At 45.2% G+C, this 22,842-nt stretch carries 19 protein-coding genes; 12 read left to right on the top strand and 7 right to left on the bottom strand.

Annotated elements, in window-relative coordinates; translation table 11 throughout:
* A partial coding sequence (locus JUI58_RS24370; RefSeq protein WP_204106453.1) for a CHAT domain-containing protein occupies positions 1–1,262 on the top strand: 1,262 nt, incomplete at its 5' end.
* Positions 1,263–1,450: 188 nt separating this feature from the next.
* Here the strand turns inward: JUI58_RS24370 and JUI58_RS24375 are convergent.
* Complete coding sequence (locus JUI58_RS24375; protein WP_204106454.1) at positions 1,451–2,134, bottom strand: MotA/TolQ/ExbB proton channel family protein; 684 nt, start codon at positions 2,132–2,134, stop codon at positions 1,451–1,453.
* A gap of 129 nt (positions 2,135–2,263) precedes the next feature.
* On the opposite strand from JUI58_RS24375, the gene JUI58_RS24380 reads away from it, so the two are divergent.
* From JUI58_RS24380 to JUI58_RS24395, 4 genes are all read left to right on the top strand, one after another.
* Entirely contained in the window at positions 2,264–2,464 is a 201-nt protein-coding gene (locus JUI58_RS24380) for a hypothetical protein (protein ID WP_204106455.1), read from the top strand.
* A gap of 48 nt (positions 2,465–2,512) precedes the next feature.
* A complete protein-coding gene (gene asnS / locus JUI58_RS24385; protein ID WP_204106456.1) occupies positions 2,513–3,904 on the top strand; it encodes an asparagine--tRNA ligase in 1,392 nt (463 codons plus the stop codon).
* A gap of 153 nt (positions 3,905–4,057) precedes the next feature.
* Complete coding sequence (locus tag JUI58_RS24390; RefSeq protein WP_204106457.1) at positions 4,058–6,046, top strand: serine/threonine phosphatase; 1,989 nt, start codon at positions 4,058–4,060, stop codon at positions 6,044–6,046.
* A gap of 30 nt (positions 6,047–6,076) precedes the next feature.
* Complete coding sequence (locus JUI58_RS24395) at positions 6,077–7,264, top strand: protein kinase (RefSeq protein ID WP_204106458.1); 1,188 nt, start codon at positions 6,077–6,079, stop codon at positions 7,262–7,264.
* A gap of 75 nt (positions 7,265–7,339) precedes the next feature.
* Here JUI58_RS24395 and JUI58_RS24400 read toward each other — a convergent pair whose 3' ends face one another.
* The 6 genes from JUI58_RS24400 to JUI58_RS24425 all read right to left on the bottom strand — a co-directional run bounded on the left by JUI58_RS24400 (position 7,340) and on the right by JUI58_RS24425 (position 16,166).
* Complete coding sequence (locus JUI58_RS24400) at positions 7,340–7,561, bottom strand: DUF4327 family protein (protein ID WP_204106459.1); 222 nt, start codon at positions 7,559–7,561, stop codon at positions 7,340–7,342.
* 384 nt (positions 7,562–7,945) lie between these two features.
* Complete coding sequence (locus JUI58_RS24405) at positions 7,946–9,535, bottom strand: Na+/H+ antiporter (protein ID WP_239121697.1); 1,590 nt, start codon at positions 9,533–9,535, stop codon at positions 7,946–7,948.
* 111 nt (positions 9,536–9,646) lie between these two features.
* Positions 9,647–11,323, bottom strand: a complete 1,677-nt coding sequence (locus tag JUI58_RS24410) for a SulP family inorganic anion transporter (RefSeq protein WP_204106460.1) — start codon at positions 11,321–11,323, stop codon at positions 9,647–9,649.
* 179 nt (positions 11,324–11,502) lie between these two features.
* Complete coding sequence (locus JUI58_RS24415) at positions 11,503–12,633, bottom strand: CO2 hydration protein (RefSeq protein ID WP_204106461.1); 1,131 nt, start codon at positions 12,631–12,633, stop codon at positions 11,503–11,505.
* Between the two features lie 37 nt (positions 12,634–12,670).
* Complete coding sequence (locus JUI58_RS24420; protein WP_204106462.1) at positions 12,671–14,227, bottom strand: NADH-quinone oxidoreductase subunit M; 1,557 nt, start codon at positions 14,225–14,227, stop codon at positions 12,671–12,673.
* A 40-nt stretch (positions 14,228–14,267) separates the two neighbouring features.
* Positions 14,268–16,166, bottom strand: a complete 1,899-nt coding sequence (locus tag JUI58_RS24425; protein WP_204106463.1) for an NAD(P)H-quinone oxidoreductase subunit F — start codon at positions 16,164–16,166, stop codon at positions 14,268–14,270.
* A gap of 498 nt (positions 16,167–16,664) precedes the next feature.
* On the opposite strand from JUI58_RS24425, the gene JUI58_RS24430 reads away from it, so the two are divergent.
* From JUI58_RS24430 to JUI58_RS24460, 7 genes are all read left to right on the top strand, one after another.
* On the top strand, positions 16,665–16,910 hold the full coding sequence (locus JUI58_RS24430) for a hypothetical protein (protein ID WP_204106464.1): 246 nt from the start codon (positions 16,665–16,667) through the stop codon (positions 16,908–16,910).
* A gap of 3 nt (positions 16,911–16,913) precedes the next feature.
* Positions 16,914–17,225 carry a carbon dioxide-concentrating mechanism protein CcmK gene (locus tag JUI58_RS24435; RefSeq protein ID WP_204106465.1) on the top strand — a complete coding sequence of 104 codons (312 nt, stop codon included), beginning with the start codon at positions 16,914–16,916 and terminating at the stop codon, positions 17,223–17,225.
* Between the two features lie 62 nt (positions 17,226–17,287).
* Positions 17,288–17,620: a BMC domain-containing protein gene (locus tag JUI58_RS24440; RefSeq protein ID WP_204106466.1), complete on the top strand. Its 333-nt coding sequence runs from the start codon at positions 17,288–17,290 to the stop codon at positions 17,618–17,620.
* Positions 17,621–17,654: 34 nt separating this feature from the next.
* The gene (locus JUI58_RS24445; protein WP_204106467.1) at positions 17,655–17,978 is read left to right on the top strand and encodes a EutN/CcmL family microcompartment protein; all 324 of its coding nucleotides are present in this window, start codon (positions 17,655–17,657) and stop codon (positions 17,976–17,978) included.
* 78 nt (positions 17,979–18,056) lie between these two features.
* A complete protein-coding gene (locus tag JUI58_RS24450) occupies positions 18,057–20,069 on the top strand; it encodes a ribulose bisphosphate carboxylase small subunit (RefSeq protein WP_204106468.1) in 2,013 nt (670 codons plus the stop codon).
* Positions 20,070–20,137: 68 nt separating this feature from the next.
* Positions 20,138–20,731, top strand: a complete 594-nt coding sequence (locus JUI58_RS24455; RefSeq protein ID WP_204106469.1) for a hypothetical protein — start codon at positions 20,138–20,140, stop codon at positions 20,729–20,731.
* A gap of 676 nt (positions 20,732–21,407) precedes the next feature.
* On the top strand, positions 21,408–22,820 hold the full coding sequence (locus JUI58_RS24460; protein ID WP_204106470.1) for a form I ribulose bisphosphate carboxylase large subunit: 1,413 nt from the start codon (positions 21,408–21,410) through the stop codon (positions 22,818–22,820).
* The last annotated feature ends 22 nt before the right edge of the window (positions 22,821–22,842 follow it).

The raw sequence follows: 22,842 nt of genomic DNA on the forward strand, positions 1-22,842 counted from the left end.
AACCCCTCACCCTGCAACAAATCCAAGCAAATATCCTCGACGATGATACCCTCCTCCTCGAATACGCCCTCGGAGGCGATCGCAGCTATCTCTTCGCCGTCAGCAAAACCGAGTTTACCGCCTACGAACTCCCCCCTCGCCAAGAGATTGAAACCGCCACAGAACGCTATATCACCGCCCTGCAAGCCGAAAACCGCAACCCTCTCAGTGAAGGGACAGAACTCGCGAAAATGCTCCTCGATCCCGTTGCAGGTAAGCTGAAAAATCAACGTTTGGCGATCGTTGCTGATGGAAAACTCAACCGTTTGCCGTTTGCCGCTTTACCTTGGGGTGCAGAAAAGGGCGCAAGCATAGAGGGTGCAAGCATAGAGGGCGCAAGCATAGAGGGGGCAAGCATAGAGGGCGCAAGCATAGAGGGGGCAAGCATAGAGGGCGCAAGCATAGAGGGCGCAAGCATAGAGGGCGCAAGCGTTGCGCCCCTACTGGCCAACCACGAAATTATCAACCTCTCCTCAGCCTCCAGTCTCGAAGCACAACGCAGTCAATGGGCAAAACGCACCCCTGCCCCCAAAGCGATCGCCGTCCTCGCAGATCCCGTCTTCTCCCCCCACGATCCGCGACTTTCCGGCGACGCATCACCCCCAACCGCAGAAAATCCCCTACTCGGTTTATTTCGCAGTGGTTGCAGTGCCTTCGATCGCCTCCCCAACACCCAAAAAGAAGCGGAAAACATCCTCGCTTTAGTTCCCGATGACCAAGAATTCCTCGCCCTCGGTTTCTCTGCCAACCGCAGCCAAGCATTAAACAGCAATCTCTCTCAATACCAAATCCTGCACCTCGCGACTCATGGCTGCATTGACGATAACCCCCTGCGTTCCGGTTTAGTTTTCTCACTTTACGATGAAAAGGGCAAGTCTCAAGATGGACTATTGCGGCTGCAAGATATCTATAACCTCGATCTTAATGCCGAGTTAGTGGTTCTCAGTGCTTGTCAGACGGGCATCGGAGAGGCTGTCAGTGGGGAAGGAGTCGTAGGTTTGACGCGGGGCTTTATGTATGCAGGAGCAAAACGGGTCGTAGTGAGTTTGTGGAATGTGAATGATGCGGCGACTGCGAACTTAATGAGCAATTATTACGAACAAATGTTAGAAGATGGATTGGATGCTGTTTCTGCCTTGCGAGAAGCACAGTTACAGATGTGGAAAAACAGGGAGTTTCCCTATAAATGGGCAGCCTTTACGATTCAAGGAGATTGGCGTTAACTCGCTTTTTGACAACCAACAAGCCCTCTAAGACTCAAAGCAGATCCCGCCGTTAGTGACGACAAGTCAGGCATTGTAGCATTTTCCTTTTTCAACGAATAATCCCTGCCCAGATTTGGGGGGAAACTAGGGGGGCGTATAATTGGCGACAAGTCAGGCATTGTAAGTAATATTTTCCTTTTTCAACTTTAGCGATCGCCTTCCTCAACAAAAGGTAATAAAGAAGGTTTAATTTGCTGTAAGGTAGGTTCGTACCAAACTTGACGATAAATTAACTCCAACTCAGTCCCAATTTCAGAAAAATAATCCATTTGTTGTGCTTGTAATGTTACCATAACCCGGAACACTAAAAGAGCAAAAATAGCGACAATCATGCCCGCCGCCGTAGTAATTAATGCCTCTCCAATTCCCGCCGCCGCATTAGACGCATCAAGAGCATTTTCCGACCCTATATTTAAGTTTTCAAAGGTTCTAATTAACCCCGTAACTGTTCCCAATAATCCCAACAAAGGAGCAACTGCAACAGTTGTTTCGAGAAATTTCTCTCCTTTTTGCATCTTGACAAATTCTTTATCTCCTGCTGCTTCCATTGCCAGGCGAAAGGTTTCAGGAGAAGGATTTTTTAACTGTAAAGGTGCCAATAAAAAACGACCAATGGGTAAATAACTTGCACCCTTAGCGATTTCTGCCGCTTTGGAGAGATTAACTCGCGCTGTTTCGAGAACATCTCGTGTAACCCGATCTTCTTGTATTAACAAACGCACCCAAAACTGTCCTCTATCCAAAGCACAAGCAAAAGTAAAAATAGAGAGAAGAAGAAGAGGATACATTACAGGTCCCCCTCTGAAAATAAACTCGTAAAGGCGAATCATTGAATTAGGTAAAGTACGAAGAAGGACAAGAAAACTTGAGAACCTTAAAAAAAGCTGATAAATTCGCGAGAAATTCTCCCGTCAAGGAGAATAATATGATGAGACTCAATATATTTAGGATATGCGATCGTGTCTTCCTCAGAATCTAATTCCGATAAAAACTTGTTCGATCGCTGGCGACTAAAAATAGAAATTGCCGATCGCCATAACATTCTCTGTCATTGTCGGCAGTGTGGGCAAGAATGGGTTACTTCTACACGAGATGCTTCCTGTCGTTGCGGAAGTCGGGATATTGAATCTATCCCCTGCTGGCAATTTCCCGATGGCTAAATGAATTAAGCTAAGGATAGACTCACCGACGCAAACTCCCTTGCCAACATGGAAAAAAGACGGATTGCCGATATACTTCGCAATGGACAGCCCGACGAAACTGTAACTGTAGAAGGCTGGGTACGAACCAAACGCGAATTGAAAGGATTTGCCTTTATGGAAATCAATGATGGTTCCTTCTTGGCCAACCTACAAGTAATTATTAACCAAGACTTTCCCGATTACGAAGCTCTTCTCAAACAGCTTAACATCGGTGCTGCCGTGAAAGTATCCGGTGTATTGGCCGCATCCCAAGGTAAAGGACAGCGCATCGAATTGCAACCCGAGTCTATGGCCATTGTCGGCGATTCCGATCCCGAAACTTACCCCTTACAGAAAAAACGCCATTCCTTTGAATTCCTGCGAAGCATCGGACACCTGCGATCGCGCACCAACACCCTAGGAGCCGTTTTTCGCGTCCGTAATGCCTGCTCTAATGCAATTCATCATTTTTTCCAAGATAGGGGCTTTCTCTGGATTCATACCCCCTTAATTACCACCAATGACTGTGAAGGTGCAGGAGAATTATTCTCTGTCACCAGTTTACCCCTCGAGAAGATTCCCCAAACCCAAACCGGAAAAGTTGATTACGAAAAAGACTTTTTTGGCAAACCCGCCTATCTTACCGTAAGCGGTCAACTTGAAGCAGAAGCAATGGCTTTGGCATTTTCCAATGTCTATACCTTTGGACCCACCTTTCGCGCCGAAAACTCCAATACTTCCCGCCATTTGGCAGAATTTTGGATGGTGGAACCAGAAATGGCCTTTTGCGATCTGCAAGGCAATATGGACTTGGCCGAAGCATTCCTTAAATTTATCTTCAAATATGTTCTCGATACCTGTCCCGAAGACATAGAATTTTTTAATAAGCGCATTGACAAAACCGTTTTAAAAACCGCCGAGAATATTATCAATAATGACTTTGAACGCATTACCTACACCGAAGCGATCGCCCTCTTGCAGAAAAGCGATCGCCAATTTACCTATCCCGTAGAATGGGGTTTAGACCTACAATCAGAACACGAACGCTATTTAGCAGAAGAACTCTTCCAAAAGCCGGCGATCGTTACCGATTACCCTGTCGGGATTAAAGCCTTTTATATGCGTTTAAATGAAGATGAAAAAACCGTCGCTGCAATGGATGTTCTCTCCCCCAAAATCGGAGAAATTATCGGCGGTTCCCAACGGGAAGAACGGTTAGATGTCTTAGAAAGACGCATCCAAGCAGCAGAAATGCCCCTAGAAGAACTATGGTGGTATCGAGATTTACGCCGCTACGGAAGCGTACCTCATGCAGGATTTGGCTTAGGATTTGAGCGGGTGGTTCAATTTATGACGGGTATGGGCAATATTCGCGATGTCATTCCCTTCCCTCGCACCCCACTCAATGCGGAATTTTGACTTTTTGATTTATTGTTAACTTATTGGGGAGTAAGAGAGTCGGGATTATTTGACCGATTACCCATTATTCAGGGGAAAATGCTAATGTGGCAAAAGAATTAGCGTTCTAGAGCTATATCAATTTTCCAAAATCAGAGTTAAGGATGTTCTGTTATGTTGGTTTGTCCCGAATGCCAATTTGAAAACCCCGTGGCTCATAAATTTTGTCAGCGTTGCGGGACTTCTTTGAGTGATAAAGAATGCCCCGAATGCGGTGCGACAGTCAGCTTTCAAAAAGAAGCCTGTCCTGAATGCGGGGCATTTGTGGCCAATGACTGGTTGGCACTCATTTTCCCTGCTTTTGAGCGATCGCGCCCGGAAGCAACTCAAGCCAAAGTGAAGCCCGGTGGGACAACCCAAATTGCAGCAGATGGGGAAACCCCTGAATCTAATGAGGAAACCGCCGCAGAAATTATTCCTGATAAAATAGAGCCTCTCGATCCTGAAAATCGCTATCAACTGCGATCGGATAGGACTATTTCAGAACAATCTGACCCGATCTCGCAATTACAAGTGTGGGATACACAACCTTTACAAAAAAACTATCTCGAACAACTCCTCGAACAACAAAAATCGAGTATTGGGGATCTCGAAGAGATGGAAGAAGAGTATCGCGGTTCTAATATTCAATTTTGGCAACAGTTGGGAGTGGCGCGATCGGCAATTCCCTATTTAGTTTTACAAGAATCCCTCTATCCCGCCGTTCCAGTCTTACAAGATACCTGGAGTTTTGCCGATCGCACTGTCGTCTTGCTTGAAGATCGTTCGGAATGGGAGTCTCTACCGGAATTATGGGGTCAAGCGGATACCCATTTCTCCCAATTGCTATTTTGGCTCAATGAAATGGCCAAATTATGGGAAGAATTAACCATCGTGCAATGCTGTCAGAGTTTACTAGATGAAGATAATTTGCGGGTTGATGAAGATTTAACCCTCTGCTTGCAGCGACTTTATGGCGATCGCCAGGAAGAGCCTCCTAAACTAGCAGAGTTGAGTAATATTTGGAAGCGTTTATTTAGTCGGTCAGGTCGTACCATGTACGGACCGATCGCGGAACTCATTGTGGCAGTTGGTGAGGGGGAGGTTGAGTCCACAGAAGTACTGCGATCGCGCCTCCAAGACCTCGCCCGCCAACAGGAAGCCCCCTCTCCCACCCCGGAAAGCGACGCAGTTCCCCCGGCCTCCCCCAAAGAAGAAGGGGTTGCCGAAAATAAAGAAAAAATGGTCTATCGCGGCATGGCAGACGATATGCCAACGGTGGTTTTACCCATGCAATTATTGAGTTTAAGCGATGGCGGCTTGACGGATATTGGTCGCCAACGGGATCACAATGAAGATCACTTCGGCATCGAAACTCACGTCAGCAAACAGGAAAATGCCCTGGGTAAAACGATTCGCGGGCGGGGGATTTATATTGTCTGTGATGGGATGGGGGGTCATGCTGCCGGAGAAGTTGCCAGTGCAATGGCGGTAGAAAGTCTCCTACACTATTTTAAGGCTCATTGGACTGACCCCGACAAACTACCAGACGAAGCCACCATCGCTGAGGGAATTCTGGCCACCAATGAAAAAATCTACGATGTGAATGTGGAAAATTCGCGCTCGGGAAGCGGTCGTATGGGGACAACTCTCGTCATGCTGTTGGTACAAGATAACAATATTGCCATCGCCCATGTAGGGGACTCTCGTATTTACGCCATTACTCGCAAACGCGGCATCGAACAATTAACCCTCGATCACGAGGTAGGACAGCGCGAGATTTTACGAGGGGTCGATCGCGAAGATGCCTATGCCCGTCCCGATGCTTATCAACTCACTCAGGCGATCGGTCCCAGGGATAATGAGTTTGTTAAGCCTGACGTGCAGTATATGGAACTGAATGAGGATACTCTGTTATTACTGTGTTCTGACGGTTTATCTGACGGGGAACTGTTAGAAACGCACTACGAAAAATATCTTACTCCTCTGATCTCTTCTAAAGCTAATTTAGACCAAGGTTTGATCGAATTAATCGATTTTGCCAATGAATATAACGGTCACGACAATATTACGGGGCTAGTGGTGCGGATCAAAATGCGTCCTAATGCCGATCGGTTGTTTTAGGAAACAGGCAACAGGCAATGGGGAACAACTATGATTACTCTTACTCTCCTCGAACCACAAACCGATCGCCCTTTGCAACAGTGGCAGTTTCAGGATCGATCGCCTATTCGTGTCGGTCGTGCTAGCGATAATGATATTATCCTCGATTCTTACCCTGAAGTCTCTCGCTATCATTTTGAATTATCTCGGGAGGGCGATCGCTGGCGGGGAATTAATCGCGGCACCAATGGAACATTTATTAATGGGCGATCGGTTTCCCAAAGTTTTCTCGATCCTGGGGCGATCGTTCAATTAGCGAAGGATGGTCCTCGCTTGCAGGTGCAGTTATTCGCGAATTCCCCACCTGCAAACTCTTGCACTCATGAAAATAATCCGCCAAAAACACTTTTTTGCATTCACTGCGGCGAACCTCTCGTCGAACAGCAAACCTTTGTACGAGAATATCAAGTTCTGCAAACTTTGGGTCAAGGAGGAATGGGAACAACATATCTCGCTTGGGACAAGCAAGGGAAAATTTCGGGATCGCCCCAACTTCTCGTTTTGAAAGAAATGAATGCGGATATGGCTCAAATTGCCAAGGCGCGAGAACTTTTTGAACGAGAGGCGCGTATTTTACAAACCCTCGATCGCCCTGGCATTCCCAAATATTACGATTTTTTCTTGGAGAATAATAAGAAATATTTGGCCATGGAATTGGTACACGGGCAGAATTTAGAACAACGCATCTATGAAAAAGGCACGGTGACTCCCCAACAAGCGATTGATTGGGGAATTCAAACCTGTGAAATTCTCGACTATCTCCACAATCTCGATCCCCCCCTCGTTCATCGAGATATTAAGCCAGCAAACCTCATGGTACGCCATCTTGATAACCAGGTCGTTTTGTTGGATTTCGGGGCAGTTAAGGAGATTGGTACGCCCTTGGGGACGCGAATTGGTGCGGAAGGGTATAGCGCCCCCGAACAAGAACGAGGGCAACCCTGTCCCCAATCGGATCTCTATGCGATCGCGCCAACTTTAGTATTTCTTTTGACGGGACATTCTCCCCTTAAATATTACCAACATCAAGGGGGTGTTTATCGTCTCGAAGTGGGCGGTATTCCTACCATTACCCCCTCATTATCCAAGGCGATCGAAAAAGCCTCTGAACCGCAATTAAAACAACGCTATAAAACCGCCAAGGAATTAGCAAAAGCGCTGTCTCAATGCCGAGGTTAGCGATCGCCTTTCCTTTTCAAGTCATGGCGATCGCCTCCTTAGACTGTAACAGCAGAAATGTCGTGAAAATCTACTTTAATCTTCTTCGTCCCATGCTTCAACAACCAGTAAATATTGAACGGGATCTTGTAAATTGAAGCCAAAATCCAACAATTCTTTTTTCCAATATGCCCACTTGTTTCCATACAAGAAAGCAATTTTCCAGATTCCATCTTCGGGTTGGAGAATATTGGAGTTAACCAAAGACTGCACCTTACGCTGCAACTTCACCATTGGGTGAGCAACTATTTGAGTCATATTTCTAATCGTTTAAATTCGGTTTTGCTATGATTGGATGATTTTGTAAATGCTAGTTCTCAACCGGACGCTTATTAGTCGGCGTTTAGTTTATTGGTTTTATTTAGCCGACTTAAGAAGGTTGTAGGACTCAACTTTGGGACTTACTTTCTGCAAGTCTTACTTTTTGTAAGTCTTAACCCTGTGTGCGTATTTTAGATTCGCATCTTAGGTTGATGTGAGGAGAAAGAAGAACTGAGAACCAGCACTCTATCTTTTTAGCGCAAGTGAGGATAATTTGCAAGTTCTTTTTTCTCAAAAATCTGCAAACCTTGACAAATTACAGAGAAGTTTAATGGTTGCGAAGAAGATAGCATCTAGAAATAAACGACAATGAACTTGCCTTTACACTGCGATATGATTTTCCTCGATCGCCTTCTCAATCGCTTGGTCGAGGATTCCCTCCAACAGGGGAGAGAGATTGTGATTCAAGCGTCCGGCGCGGATATATTCAGCATAGGTATCTGCCTCAATATCCACCAATTCTTCCCGTAACTGTTCGAGATCGAGCGATCGCAATTGGGGATTTTTGCTTTGTAAGCTAGAGATTTTCTCTGCCACGCTTTTAATTTCCCCTCTCACCAAATGTTGCTGATAGCGATAAAATTCTGGATCGATTTCTGGGGAACGTTCGATGTTTTCCAAATAATCGAGAACCCGATTCAGCGCTGTCCGTCGAGCGAGGAATTCGCTATACTCTTGGCGTTGAGGTTGATCTCCGACTAAATCCAGTTTTTTCAAGAAAAATTGCGTCGTCAGACCTTGAACCAATAAAGTAAATAATACCACACCAAAAACGGCATCAATAATTTCCTGTCGTCCTTGTAGGACTACTGGGACGCTGAGAGCCAAGGCGATGGAAACCCCACCCCGCAACCCTCCCCACCATAACACCGTTAATTGTCGCCAATTGAGAGGAGTGCCACCGAAAAGATTGCTAAAATTTCCCAAACCATAAATGACGATCGCCCTTGTCAGAACCACCGAAGCAATGGAAATTAAAATGAGATCGAAATTCTTGCCAATACTGGAAAAATTAATCTGATCGCCAATCAGCAAAAAAACAATCGAGTTGACAAAAAAGCCCAAAAACTCCCAAAATTCCGAGACAATCAGCCGAGTGCGGGGATTCATGCCAATGCGGGAGCCAAAGTTCCCCAAAATCAATCCTACCGTCACCACGCCAATCACCCCAGAACCGCCCAATTCTTCCACAATGAGATAGGTTCCGTAGGCAGAAACGAGGGTGAGAGATTGTTCCACAAGGGGAAAGTCAAAGCGCTGAGTTAAATAGGAAATACCATATCCCACCAAACAGCCGACACCTGCCCCCAAACCGACAAAGATGCCAAAGCGAGAAATGGTAGCGGGAACAGAAAATTCGCTCACACCCATTGGAATACCAACTAATAGGAGAAAGGCAACGACGGCGACACCATCATTAAATAAACTTTCTCCTTCCATTATTGTTGTTAAGCGCTTTCCTGCCCCTAATTCTCGGAAAAGGGCGACCACGGAAACTGGGTCTGTTGCGGAAAGACTGGCTCCCAATAACAGGGCGACGGGAAGAGATAAACCCGTAAATTGACTGACAGGAAATGCCACCCCAACAATGGAAATAATCACCCCTAAAACGGCAAAAAAGCCGACAGGGAGAAGACTATCTTTGAGATCCCGCCAGCGAATATTCCATGCTGCTTCAAATAATAACGGAGGCAGAAAAATTTCCAGAATCAGTTCGGGAGAGAGATGGACCAGGCGAACATTTACAAATGCCAATCCTAAGCCGACTATAACCAATAACAAAGTATAGGGAATGCGGCGAAGCCAGCTAAATAGTCGCGAGATCGTGGCAACGCTGAGAGAAACAGTGAGGACGATGAGGAATTGTTCGAGATTCTGCTTGATGGTTTCATCTGCGATCGCAACTTCCATATCAATTATCAATTATCAATTACCAATTATCAATGTATCAGGGTTTGTAGGGGACGGTGCTATTGCCATCTGGCGATCGCATTTTTGGGGTGCTGAGGGAATTACTAATGCTTAAACATTCGCTTTTTCCTTATTATCAACAGTAGCAGGATGAAGAAATATATCCGCTTGACGCAAAGCCTCAATACGATTATCTAACTGATTTTGTACGGGAATCATCCCTAAAACTTTTAACTTATTCAATCGATCTTTCGCTTGACCCGTTGCCCCCACAAGATAAACTTCTCGTCGCTTGGCGATCGCATCTTTGACCATTGTTTCTACTGCCAAAGAAGCCGTAACCCCTAACAAGGTAACATCGGTAATATCCAAAATCAAAACCTCATAATGCTTGACAATAGACATTCGTTGAGAAATAGATTTTGCCGCCCCAAAACTCATTGGACCACCAAGGTGAAGTAATAAAATTCCTCCCATTGCTTCCCGCAAAATCGTCGTTTCTTCAGGTTCTAAAGGAATTTCTCCTTTAGGGTCTGTAACAATTTGTACTTTTTCGCTTTGCAACTTACTCAAACGTTCAATTGTTAAAATATTGGCCACAAAAACCCCAACCGCAACGGCAACAATCAGATCGACAAAAACCGTTAATAACATGACTCCGTACATGATTCCTGTTGCTTTCCAAGAAACAAGATGGGCGCGTTTGAGGAATCCCCAATCGATAATATCAATACCAACTTTGATTAAAATTCCCGCTAATACTGCATGGGGAATATTTGCAGTTAAACTACCTGCACCTAAAACGATCGCCAACAGAATTAAAGCGTGAATAATTCCCGATAGGGGTGTTTTCCCCCCAGCTTGGACGTTAATCACCGTCCGCATGGTCGCACCAGCCCCCGGTAGTCCCCCCAATAATCCCGAGATTGTATTGCCAATTCCCTGCCCGATCAACTCGCGATCGGAGTCGTGTTGAGTACGGGTAATATTGTCAGCAACTAGGGAAGTTAAAAGAGAATCGATCGCCCCTAAAACCGCTAACATCAAGCCATAACCTACGATAAAATCGAGTTTCTCCAAATTGAATGTAGGCAGATGCAAACTGGGCAACCCCGAAGGAATCGCACCAATGTTAGGAACATCTCCATTGGGCATTGCATAAACAGAAACTAGCGTCCCCACAATTAAGGCTAACAGAGGTGAGGGAACAATGCGATTGAGTTTAGCGGGAGATAAGAAAACGATCGCCAGGGTTAAGAGTCCTAAGCCCGTAGCCATAATATCGGGATGGGCAATCTCTCGGGGAATGGCGCGGAAAGATGCCAAAACTCCTGAGACGTTGGGATAACCTAAAAAAGGCGCAATCTCAATAATAATGATGATTGCGCCAATACCGGACATAAATCCAGAAATAACCGTATAGGGCATTAGAGTGATATATTTCCCCAGCCGCAGCACTCCGAAGAGAATTTGAAAGAGTCCCCCCAACATAATGATGGTAAATGCTGTGGCTAAACCTGCTTCCGAATCCGAGGCCGCAACTGCTGTAAAAATCGTGGCCATTACCACAGTCATGGGACCCGTGGGACCGGAAATTTGCGAAGGAGTCCCCCCACAGAGTGCCGCAAAAAAGCCCGTGACGATCGCACCGTAGAGTCCCGCGATCGGACCGACACCCGAAGAAACACCAAATGCCAAAGCTAATGGTAGGGCAACAATGGCAGCCGTTACACCACCAAAAACGTCACCGCGCAGATTTCTGAAATGTAAGCGATTAACAAGTTGCATTGTGGGAATTAGTAATCGATAATGGGAAATTGGCGATCGGTAATGGATAAATGTAAATAATTTTCTAACCTAATATTGTCGGAATGCAATAATTTAGCAATTTTCAAAGAAAAAGTCAAAGTAATTAAAGCATATTTTTATATTTTGATTAATAAATGAGTTTTTATCTTTATCAATATCTAGCGATTCACTTCAAGTAAACGAGAGGTTAAAAAACGATTCATCCAACCTTTTAAATAAGCACGATTAACATCTTTTTCTTCGGGGTCTTTCGTGTCTAAAGGATGAGGGGCTAATCCTTGAATAGTCGCTGTTGTTACGCAAAACATAGATTTCTGAAAACTCTGGCAAATTTGCACTCTGACATCATCCTCTTTGCGAATTTTCGACTGATAAACTTTTCGTAAATAATCGGGTAAATAATGACGCATATCTTGCATTAATAAGGTTGGGGGAATTCCCGATCCGCCAATGGGCAAAGGATCGGCATATAATGCGCCATAATTAAACATTGCTTGATCGAAAGGAATTTGATATTCTTGTGCATTATAGGAAACTGTTCCTAAAAAGGGAGTTCCCCGGAAGAAAATTGCTTCAACATAAGGAACTCCTGTATCCATTAAAAAGGTTAAACCCGCAGATTTAGGGAGGAGATCGTAGACTTTTCCCGCTAGTTTTACAGAATAAGTAATCGGTTTAGCTGCATCGGTTACTAAACCATCAAGGATATGTTGAACAACTTGGGGAATAGATTGAATTTCACCGCGATCGTAGCGATCGCTTAAACTGAGAAATATATCTGCCATTACTCGCCAAAATTGTCCCAAGCCGCTATAGTAAGACATTTGCCGTGTGTGTTCAAGTAAAAATTCTGGGAAGGCTTTATGCAGTCCTAGCATGATGAAATTGCCTTTCCACCTAGCACGAATAGCTCGATCTGCTAATTCTTTAAATTCGTCAGTATCGAGGTATTTATCTAAACCACCTCCCCCATGCCAAAACATTGCTTTCATGCAATATTCGGCATATTCATAGTTAATGCGATCGTGCCACCAATAGCGCAATAGTTTTTGAGGATTAACTTCCCCATTAAAGTATTTAAAAAAAGGAAATAAGACTAAAAACTGTTTTTCAGAAATATAGATAAGATTGCGAGAATAAGCATCTAAAACAACTCCATAGCTCTTGAGAATACCCACAACTTCAACAATATTTTCTGGAGTATCTTTGAGCAGCGCTTTCCCGGTTTCCAAGCGCTGAATATATTCTTCTAATGGATGTTGGGTAGATTTTCTTTTCGTACTGACCATGTTATCGAAAGGATGAAAAATGAAAGATAAAGGATAATTAGCTGATATCTGTTGCCTGTTGCTTAATCGCCTGTTTGTTGCCTAATTGCCTGTTGCCTGTTGCTTCTTTTTGTTCTATAATAATGGTTGATTGCAATGCAGGACTAATAATTAAAGCCGTTGTTTGTGCTTCACTCCAACGAACAACCCAAGCAGGTTGAATGCCAAAAATAAAAATTAAGGCAGTTAAAGCTAGTGAGGGAAGATGTTCTCGAAAGGCAACGGGAGGAATTTGAGAAAATTGCTCGGACAAGCGACCAAAAAAGACGCGATTGATCATTAACAGGAAATAAACTGCTGTTAACCCCGTGCCAATAATACATAAAACCGTCGGGATAGTAAAAATGGGGAAAGCACCACGGAAAACGAGGAATTCAGCAATAAATCCGACCATTCCGGGAATTCCTGCACTTGCCATAACCCCTAAAATCATCAAACTTCCCGTTAGAGGTAAACCTCTTTCTGGATTTAATAAGCCCCGAAGTACTTTAACATCACGAGTTCCGGTTTTCTTATAGACAACTCCGACAAGGGTAAAGAGTAAAGCGGAAATCAAACCGTGACTGACCATTTGAAATTCTGCGGCCATTAAACTTAAAGGGGTTGTTGCTGCAGCCGCTAATAAAATGTAGGCCATGTGGGCAATAGAAGAATAAGCAACGACCTTTTTCATATCCGTTTGCGCGATCGCGGTAAAGGCTCCATATAAAGCACTAATTGCCGCTAAAATCGCCAACCAAGGTGCTAATATTACCCAGGCATCGAGAAAGAAACCGACACCAAAACGCAATAATCCATAAGTTCCTAATTTCAGCAATACCCCAGCTAATAATACAGAAATTGGGGTTGAGGCTTCCACGTGAGCATCAGGGAGCCAAGTATGAAAGGGAAAAATGGGAATTTTGATAAAGAGTCCTACTAAAAGCATTCCCAGTAAAGCGAGTTGTAGCTCAATGGGAAGGTTTTGATTTCGCAAGGGTTCATAATCAAAAGTAGTCGCACCGCTAAACCAAACTAAGCCCAAAAATGAAGCTAAAACTAAAATTCCTGAAAGTGCGGTATAAATCAGAAATTTCATGGCTGCATAGCCTCGTCTCTCTCCTCCCCAAATGGCAATTAAGAAATAGAGAGGGATGATTTCTAGTTCGTAGAAGAGGAAGAATAACAATAAATCTTGTGCTAAAAATGCTCCTGCTGCTCCTGCACTGAGGAGTAAGATCATTGAATAATAAAAGCGGGGTCTTTCTTTGCTGCGATCGCTAATCCAAATCGCAATGACGGTTAAAAAGCTATTTAAAAAGATAAGCGGGAAGGATAATCCATCTACTCCGAGATGATAGTTCAATCCCAACCAATCGATCCAGTGAATATACTCAACAAATTGCAGGTGAGTTTGCAGGGTGTTGAATTGTATTCCCAGCCATAATGTCCAAATAAAGGGAATAAAGGCGATCGCCAGAGCGATTTTGCGACAGCGACGGGACTCCCAACTTGCAGGAAGTAAACCCATGAGAATTGCACCAGCGATCGGAATCCAAATTAAAGCACTTAACATTTGTATTTTTTACTAATTACTTTTTACTTGTTGTTATTGGTTATCCAGGAACAATCGATAACCAATAATCAACAATAAATGACCATTGACCGCTAAATACTAGCCAAAAAATGAGAGCAACGCCGATAAAAATGGTTAAAAGGTAAAATTGAGATTGACCAGAAGTATTATATTTCAATGTATTCCCACCAAATATTGTGGCTAAACCCACCAAGTTAACAGCCCCATCGACAATGTAGCGATCGAACCAAGCAGTAAACTTAGCAGATAGCATAACTGCACTAACCACTGTCATTTCATAAACTCGCTCAATGTAAAAATCGTAAGCGAATAAGTCCTGAAAGAAGCGTAAGTATTTTTGCCTTGGCCTCGACCAAGCACGACGGAGTTCTAGTTTAAAACCAATAATGCAGGCGATCGCGCTGGATACAACCAAAATCGGTACGGTACTTTGATAAAACAACAAGTTTGCATTATCCAAAGGAACCGTAGGACTTAACCAGAGATTCCAATTTAAGGGAATCTGGGGCGCAATCAAAGTCATTACTGTTAAAATGACCATCGGTAAAGCCATCGCCCAAGGGACTTCCGGGGCGCGACGGGTTTTCGCTTGAGCGCTCCCTAAAAAGACAAGGCGAAAAATGCGAATTAAATTAATCGCATTTAAGATATTCACAAATAAAACAATACCCAGTAACCAGAGAGGAATTTCCCAGGCACCACTAAACCAACGTTGTATTGTCCAAAACATCCCCAAGGGCAAGATCGATAAAGTCCCTAAAGACCCCACCACAAAGGCACTTGTCGTCGCAGGCATTTTACGCCATAGCCCCCCCATTTCGGTAATATTTTGGCTGCTGGTGGTGAGAATGACCGCACCAATACTCATAAACATTAACGCTTTGGCGATCGCATGAACGAAGAGTAACAAAAAGGCAATATCGACCTGTCCCAGTCCCACCGCAATAAACACTAATCCTAAATAGGCACTGGTAGAATGGGAAAGAGCGCGTTTGATGTCGATTTGCGCGATCGCCATCAAAGAAGTGCCGATCGCCGTCACCGATCCCAAGAAAATGAGGGCATCTGAAGACACAGGAGAAAGAGTAAAGACAGGTTGTAGCTTAATCAAAACATAAGCACCCGCCGAAACAACGATGGAATTCCGCATAATCCCCGCCGGGTTGGGTCCCTCCATCGCCTCATCCAACCAAAGATTGAGGGGAAATTGAGCGCATTTTCCCGTCGGTCCGGCAATTAAAGATAGTCCCAGTAAAGCTGCACTTAAAGGAGGTAGGGGGGAAGTTTGCGCCCAGGAAACTAAATCGCTGAAATCCAATCCCGCCCCATCGCTTGAGAGAGCAACAATGCCCATTAATAAGATAATATCCCCCACCCGCTTCGTTAAAAAAGCATCCCGTGCCGCCGTAACCACCAGAGGTTGAGCATACCAAAATCCCACCAATAAGTAACTCGAAAGGGTTAACATTTCCAATAAACCGTAGCTCAATAAGAGAGAATCGCTCAGAGCAATCCCGCTTAAAGCCGCTTCAAAAAAGCCCATCAGTGCGAAAAATCGCGCCAAAGACCAATCTTTCTCCATGTAACCCAAAGCATAGAGTTGCGCCAGCAAACTGATTCCTCCCACCAGTCCCAACGCCCCCAAACTCACAGGAGAGAGTTCGATCGTTAAAGATAAATCAAGATCGGCAACCTTAAGCCAGTGAAATACCAACTTTTCCGCCGGTCGTCCCCAAATCGAGCTAAAGGTGATGGAACTATGAATAAAAGCAATAAACGTCATCAATAAATTGATGTAGGCTGCCGGTTTGGGTCCGGTTCGCCGAATAATGCCAATGCACCAAGGGAGACTTAAAACAGCACCAATTAAGCCATAGAAAGGAATAAACCAAACACTTTTTAGGAAAAAATCGGTCATCATTAAAACTATAAAAAATAGATTTTATCCTCGGTCTTTAAAATCTTATAAGGCTTTATCTTATAGGTTTTGGGGACAATTTGGAAACTTCCCGCACTCCCAATAAAACGATAAGATGTTTCCTCACATCTCTTTACAACTCCGCGAGCATTTACCCCGCGATCGCCCTGCCTTGGTAAGCCGAGTCTCGATCCCGATCCAAGATTCACCCACCCCAGAAAAGGGACCCACCAACGCTGAGATAAAGAAATTATAAAACATTGCGACCCCCAAAAAAAATCAGAGATTAATGGAGAGGCGCGATCGCCACCCCCTCGATACATTACAATTTATTAACTAAAAGATTTGAAAAAATCATAAAGATTTATATTGTCAAAGGTACACAAGATTTCCTATGCTTATCTTTTAGTTGGAAAATGAACCGGACTTGCCAAGCAGGTATTTTCCCAGAATTGTGTAGTTAGTCTGGCACGAAGAAAGGAAATTGGCGAATCAAGGGTGGCTCAATCGGACATTAAATTTCAATCTCGAAATTTCAATCTCGAAATTTCAATCCAATTTCAAGCCATTGTCTTGATCGGTGTCTTGATCGGTGTAGAGATAGCAACTTGGAATGTTGAAAAATCTTCATTCCGCACTCTTGTAGTGGAATTTCCCCGATTGATTGTTATTTTCCCTTTGCGTCCACATAAAAATAAAAAAATGCCTAAATCTGTTGTTTCGCTTGTTCGAGTAGGAGTTTAAAAAATGTCAATTGCAGTCGGAATGATTGAAACCTTGGGCTTTCCCGCAGTAGTGGAAGCCGCCGACGCGATGGTGAAAGCTGCTCGCGTTACCCTAGTCGGTTATGAAAAAATCGGTTCTGGGCGCGTAACTGTCATCGTCCGTGGCGATGTTTCTGAAGTACAAGCCTCCGTTGCGGCGGGAGTGGAAAACGTCAAGCGCGTTAATGGCGGTCAAGTTCTCTCGACCCATATTATTGCTCGTCCCCACGAAAACTTGGAATACGTTCTCCCCATTCGCTACACCGAAGAGGTAGAGCAGTTCCGGGCATATTAACAAGTTAGCAAACGAGCTTACTTTGTTTTGTTATCACTTTTTTTGGAGTATTTAAGAAATTCATGTCAATTGCAGTTGGAATGATTGAAACATTGGGCTTTCCTGCGGTAGTGGAAGCTGCTGACGCGATGGTGAAAGCTGCTCGCGTTACCCTCGTCGGTTATGAAAAAATCGGTTCTGGGCGCGTTACCGTCATTGTCCGTGGCGATGTTTCCGAAGTACAAGCCTCGGTTTCCGCCGGAACAGAAAACGTCGGGCGTGTCAACGGCGGACAAGTCCTCTCAACCCATATTATTGCCCGTCCCCACGAAAACTTAGAATACGTTCTCCCGATTCGTTATACCGAAGCAGTTGAGCAGTTCCGAGAAAGCGTAAATCCAACAATGCGACGCTAGATCAAGCACCGGATCTCGATATTTTGAGGTAAATATGCAAATCGCTCGAGTTTGCGGCACAGTAGTCAGCACTCAAAAATTGCCGAGCATGACGGGTAAAAAGTTACTGATGCTGCAATTGATCGATCGCGAAGGTAACGAGTTACCTCATTACGAGGTTGCTGCCGATAGCGTCGGTGCAGGAATTGGGGAGTGGGTATTAGTTAGCCGTCGTGCCATCGCTCCCGATCCGCAGGGAAACGAGCGACCCCCTATCGATGCTCTAGTTGTGGGCATTATCGATACCGTTTCGGTAGAAGATGGATTGCTCTACAGCAAGAAAGGAGAATCTCGCTATCGATTAGGTGGTAGTCGGTAGAGGTATTGCTTGCCATATCGAGCAATATCTTTGCAGAAGACAGGTTAAACACAAGTGACATCAACGAGGAAAGATATCATGGTAGTCCGCAAAAGGGCAGCCCCCCCCACCCCTTGGTCGAGAGACTTAGCAGAGCCAAAAATCGACAAAACGGCTTACGTGCATTCATTTTCCAATATTATTGGGGATGTTCGGATCGGCTCTAATGTTTTAGTTTCTCCTGGAACATCGATTCGTGCCGATGAAGGTTTTCCCTTTCATATTGGCGACAATACCAATATCCAAGATGGAGTTGTGATTCACGGCTTGGAGAAAGGGCGGGTGATCGGTGACGATGGTAAGAGCTATTCGGTTTGGATTGGCACGAATACTTGTATCACCCACATGGCCTTGATTCACGGGCCGGTTTATGTGGGGGATGAGTGTTTCATCGGTTTTCGCTCGACGGTTTTTAATGCCCGAGTGGGTCATGGCTGCATTATTATGATGCACGCCCTGATTCAAGATGTGGAAATTCCCCCAGGTAAGTATGTGCCATCGGGTGCGGTGATTACCCATCAGCAACAGGCCGATCGCCTACCCGACGTGCAAGAGGAAGATCGCGCTTTTGCCCATCATGTCGTGGAAGTAAATGAGGCGCTGCGGGTCGGGTATCGCTGTGCGGAAGATCCCAGTTGCCTCATCCCCATCCGGGATGAATCTCAAAAATCTGCTTCTAGTGTTAATGGAAATAGCCGTCCTGACGGTGTTGATTATCAATCTTTTACAGAAATTATGTTAAGTCCGGAAACAGTCGAACAGGTGCGATCGCTCCTGAGACAAGGTTACAAAATTAGTGCAGAACACGCCGATAAACGCCGCTATCGCTCTAAATCTTGGCTAACTTGCGAGGGTATTGAAGGACAAGAAAGACAAGTCTTACAAACCTTAGAAGCACGATTAGCGGAGCATGAGGGCGAATATGTTCGCTTGATCGGTGTGGATCCTCAAGCTAAACGTCGCGTTCTCGAAGCCATTATTCAACGTCCCGATGGCACCAGTAAGCCCCAACGCACTCGCACTGCAAAAGTTGTGCGTCCGCGATCGGTGGGAAACTCCAGCAATAACCATTACAGCAGCAGTAATGGTGTTTTAAGTGCGGAAATCAAAGAGTTGGTGCGTTCTTTGTTGAATCAGGGCTGCAAACTAGGGACAGAACACGCGGATAGTCGTCGGTTTAAAACTAAATCTTGGCTGACTTGCCCTCAGATTCAGTCTACCCAAGAGATGGGGGTTTTTGCTGAGTTAGAAAATTGCTTGCGGGAACACGCGGGAGAGTATATTCGCTTGATCGGTATCGATCCCCAAGGCAAACGACGGGTATCGCAAACCATCATACAGCGTCCCAACGGTCAAGCTACAGTCAGAGCGAATGGCAGTTCTTCTGCATCTACCTATAGCCCTAACGGAATTTCTAGCAGCAGTCTCAGTCCCGAAGCCGTGGAAACCGTGCGATCGCTTCTGCGTCAAGGCTGCAAGATCGGCGTAGAACACGCGGATAAGCGCCGTTTTAAAACCAAATCTTGGCTCACTGCTCAAGGTATTGAGGGCAGCAATGAAGGGCAAATCATAGCCCAAATTGAGGGCTGTTTGGCAGAATTTGGGGGAGAGTATGTCCGTTTGATCGGCATCGATCCTCAAGCCAAGCGCCGGGTTTCCCAAACCATCGTTCAGCGTCCAGGGGATGCCGCATTTAAACCTTCCTCTAATGGGTCGGTTAATGGCTCCAGTTCCTCCACTGCCAGTTACAGTTCTAGTAACGGCTCCGGTAATGGACGGGTTAGCAACAGTAGTTTGAGTGGAGATGTCCAAGACCAAGTGCGATCGCTGTTGCAACAAGGTTATAAAATTGGCACGGAACACGCCGATAAGCGCCATTTCCGCGCTAAATCTTGGCAGCCTTGTTCTCCCATTGATTCCCAATATGAAGGGGAAGTATTCTCCCGCTTGCAAGACTGTTTAGGGGAGCATAACGGAGAATACGTGCGTTTATTAGGTATTGATACTCAAGCCAAACGACGGGTTTTAGAGAAAATTATCCAAAGACCGTAAGAAGGACGAGGGGGACAAAGAAATTATTTCCCCCTTCTCTTTCATCCTTCATCTTTCATCCTGCCAAAATGTCTTTGCAACCTTTGCAACTCGTTAACGTTCCCCATGTTCGTATTGTTGGGGAGGTGACGATTCACCCCAGTGCTGCGATCGCCCCCGGTACAATTTTACAAGCCGCCCCCGACAGTCAAATCATCATTGCGGCGGGTGTCTGTGTGGGTATGGGAACGATCTTGAATGCCTATGGTGGCAAGATTGAACTAGAAACAGGAGTGAGTCTGGGGGCGGGGGTTTTGGTGGTTGGACGCAGTAAAATTGGCGCAAATACTTGCATTGGGGGCGCGACGACCATTTATAATGCCGATCTCGACGCTTTGCAAGTTATTCCCGCAGGTTCGGTCCTTGGCGATCCCTCTCGTCGGGTTGAATTGATTTCGGATCGAGAAACAAGTCTGCCAATAGCAGAAATGGAGGATCTCTGGGCTTCTGAACCTGAAGAAATCACAGAAATTCCCTCAACAGATTTCGCAGAGGAAACAACAGTTGAAACCCCCCCACAAAGTCCCCAAAAACAACCCGGTACTCCCGTTTTTGGCAAAGTCTATGTGAATCAATTATTATTAACGCTCTTTCCTCAAGGCCATGGGTTAAAACGTAGTTGATAGTTGATAGTTGATAGTTGATAGCGATACACTGGGTTTGCTGAAGTTTTGAGAACTTGAGCGTATAAATACTTATCTGTAATGGCTGAATTTTTTCTTTCGAGATTCTCTTGTCTTTGTTAAGAAATATTATCCTGTTGCGATAGCGATCGCTCCTCTTTTTAACTCGTTTCTCATTCTCGCCAATGTTAAATATCAGGATTGAATCCTGAGAGGGGACAATGGGGCAAAGGGCTTCTCTTTGTCCTCATCTTCATGTTTTTTAACTATTTTTAATAAAATATTAATTTAGTTTATACTTTTGAAAAGAAAGAACAATGAAAAATAACAAAATTCTTTGTCAAAAAACGATCGCGCTTCATGTTAAGCTGAAATCTAACGAACGCAAATCAAAAACTGATCGGATTTAACCGAAAAGTTTTATTTGGAGCGGGCGATCGAGAGAGAATATTTTTGTTAGTATTTTTCAGAAATGTTTTTATCTTAAAATCAATCGCAGAAATAGCGATAGATGCGATTGCATTGTGCTGAGTTTGTATCGAGGGGAATTATCCCTAGAGCAAACCATCTCAGGCGATCGCCTCAGATTTCAAGATTGCTATTTCAATATCCCTGCTCCAAGTGCTAACCCGAATTTATACACGAGCCTCTATAAATAAGGAGGAATTTTAAAGACATGGTACAAACGAAACCTAAATTTGAAGCAGGTGTAAAGGATTACCGCTTAACCTACTACACGCCGGATTACACCCCCAAAGATACTGACCTACTCGCCTGCTTCCGCATGAGTCCCCAACCTGGGGTTCCTCCGGAAGAAGCAGGGGCAGCAGTTGCGGCGGAATCCTCCACCGGAACCTGGACGACAGTATGGACCGATAACCTCACGGACTTAGATCGCTACAAAGGTCGCTGCTATGAAGTCGAAGCAGTTCCTGGAGAAGACAATCAGTATTTTTGTTTCGTCGCCTATCCTTTGGATTTGTTTGAAGAAGGTTCCGTCACCAACGTCCTGACCTCCTTAGTCGGTAACGTTTTCGGATTCAAAGCCCTGCGTGCGTTGCGCTTGGAAGATATTCGCTTCCCCGTCGCCTTAATCAAAACCTTCCCAGGACCCCCCCACGGCATCACCGTTGAGCGGGACAAACTGAACAAATACGGTCGTCCTTTATTGGGTTGTACGATTAAACCCAAATTAGGTTTGTCTGCAAAGAACTACGGACGTGCAGTTTATGAGTGTCTGCGCGGTGGTTTGGACTTCACCAAAGACGACGAAAATATTAACTCTCAGCCCTTCATGCGCTGGCGCGATCGCTTCCTCTTCGTTCAAGAGGCGATCGTCAAATCCCAAGCGGAAACCAACGAAATTAAAGGACATTACCTCAATGTCACCGCCGGAACCTGCGAAGAAATGATGAAACGCGCCGAATTCGCTAAAGAAATCGGTACCCCCATCATCATGCACGATTTCTTAACAGGAGGTTTCACCGCCAACACCACCTTGTCAAAATGGTGCCGTGATAATGGGCTTCTCCTTCACATTCACCGCGCCATGCACGCGGTAATTGACCGTCAACGCAACCACGGTATTCACTTCCGCGTTTTGGCTAAATGCCTGCGCCTCTCTGGTGGGGATCACCTCCACTCCGGTACCGTCGTCGGTAAACTGGAAGGCGAACGCGGTATCACGATGGGCTTTGTTGACCTCATGCGGGAAGACTACGTTGAAGAAGATCGTTCTCGCGGTATTTTCTTCACCCAAGACTACGCCTCTATGGGCGGCGTGATGCCCGTTGCGTCCGGTGGGATTCACGTTTGGCATATGCCCGCCTTGGTAGAAATCTTCGGTGATGATTCCTGCTTGCAGTTTGGTGGCGGAACCCTCGGACACCCTTGGGGAAATGCTCCTGGTGCAACAGCCAACCGCGTTGCCCTTGAAGCCTGCGTTCAAGCCCGGAACGAAGGACGCAGCTTGGCTCGTGAAGGTAACGATGTTATCCGCGAAGCCTGTCGCTGGAGTCCAGAACTGGCTGCTGCTTGCGAACTTTGGAAAGAAATTACCTTCGAGTTCGAGGCAATGGATACCATCTAGAAACAAAGGGAGTGCAGTTTGT

Source organism: Spirulina sp. CCY15215, assembly GCF_016888125.1.
GTDB lineage: Bacteria > Cyanobacteriota > Cyanobacteriia > Cyanobacteriales > Spirulinaceae > CCY15215.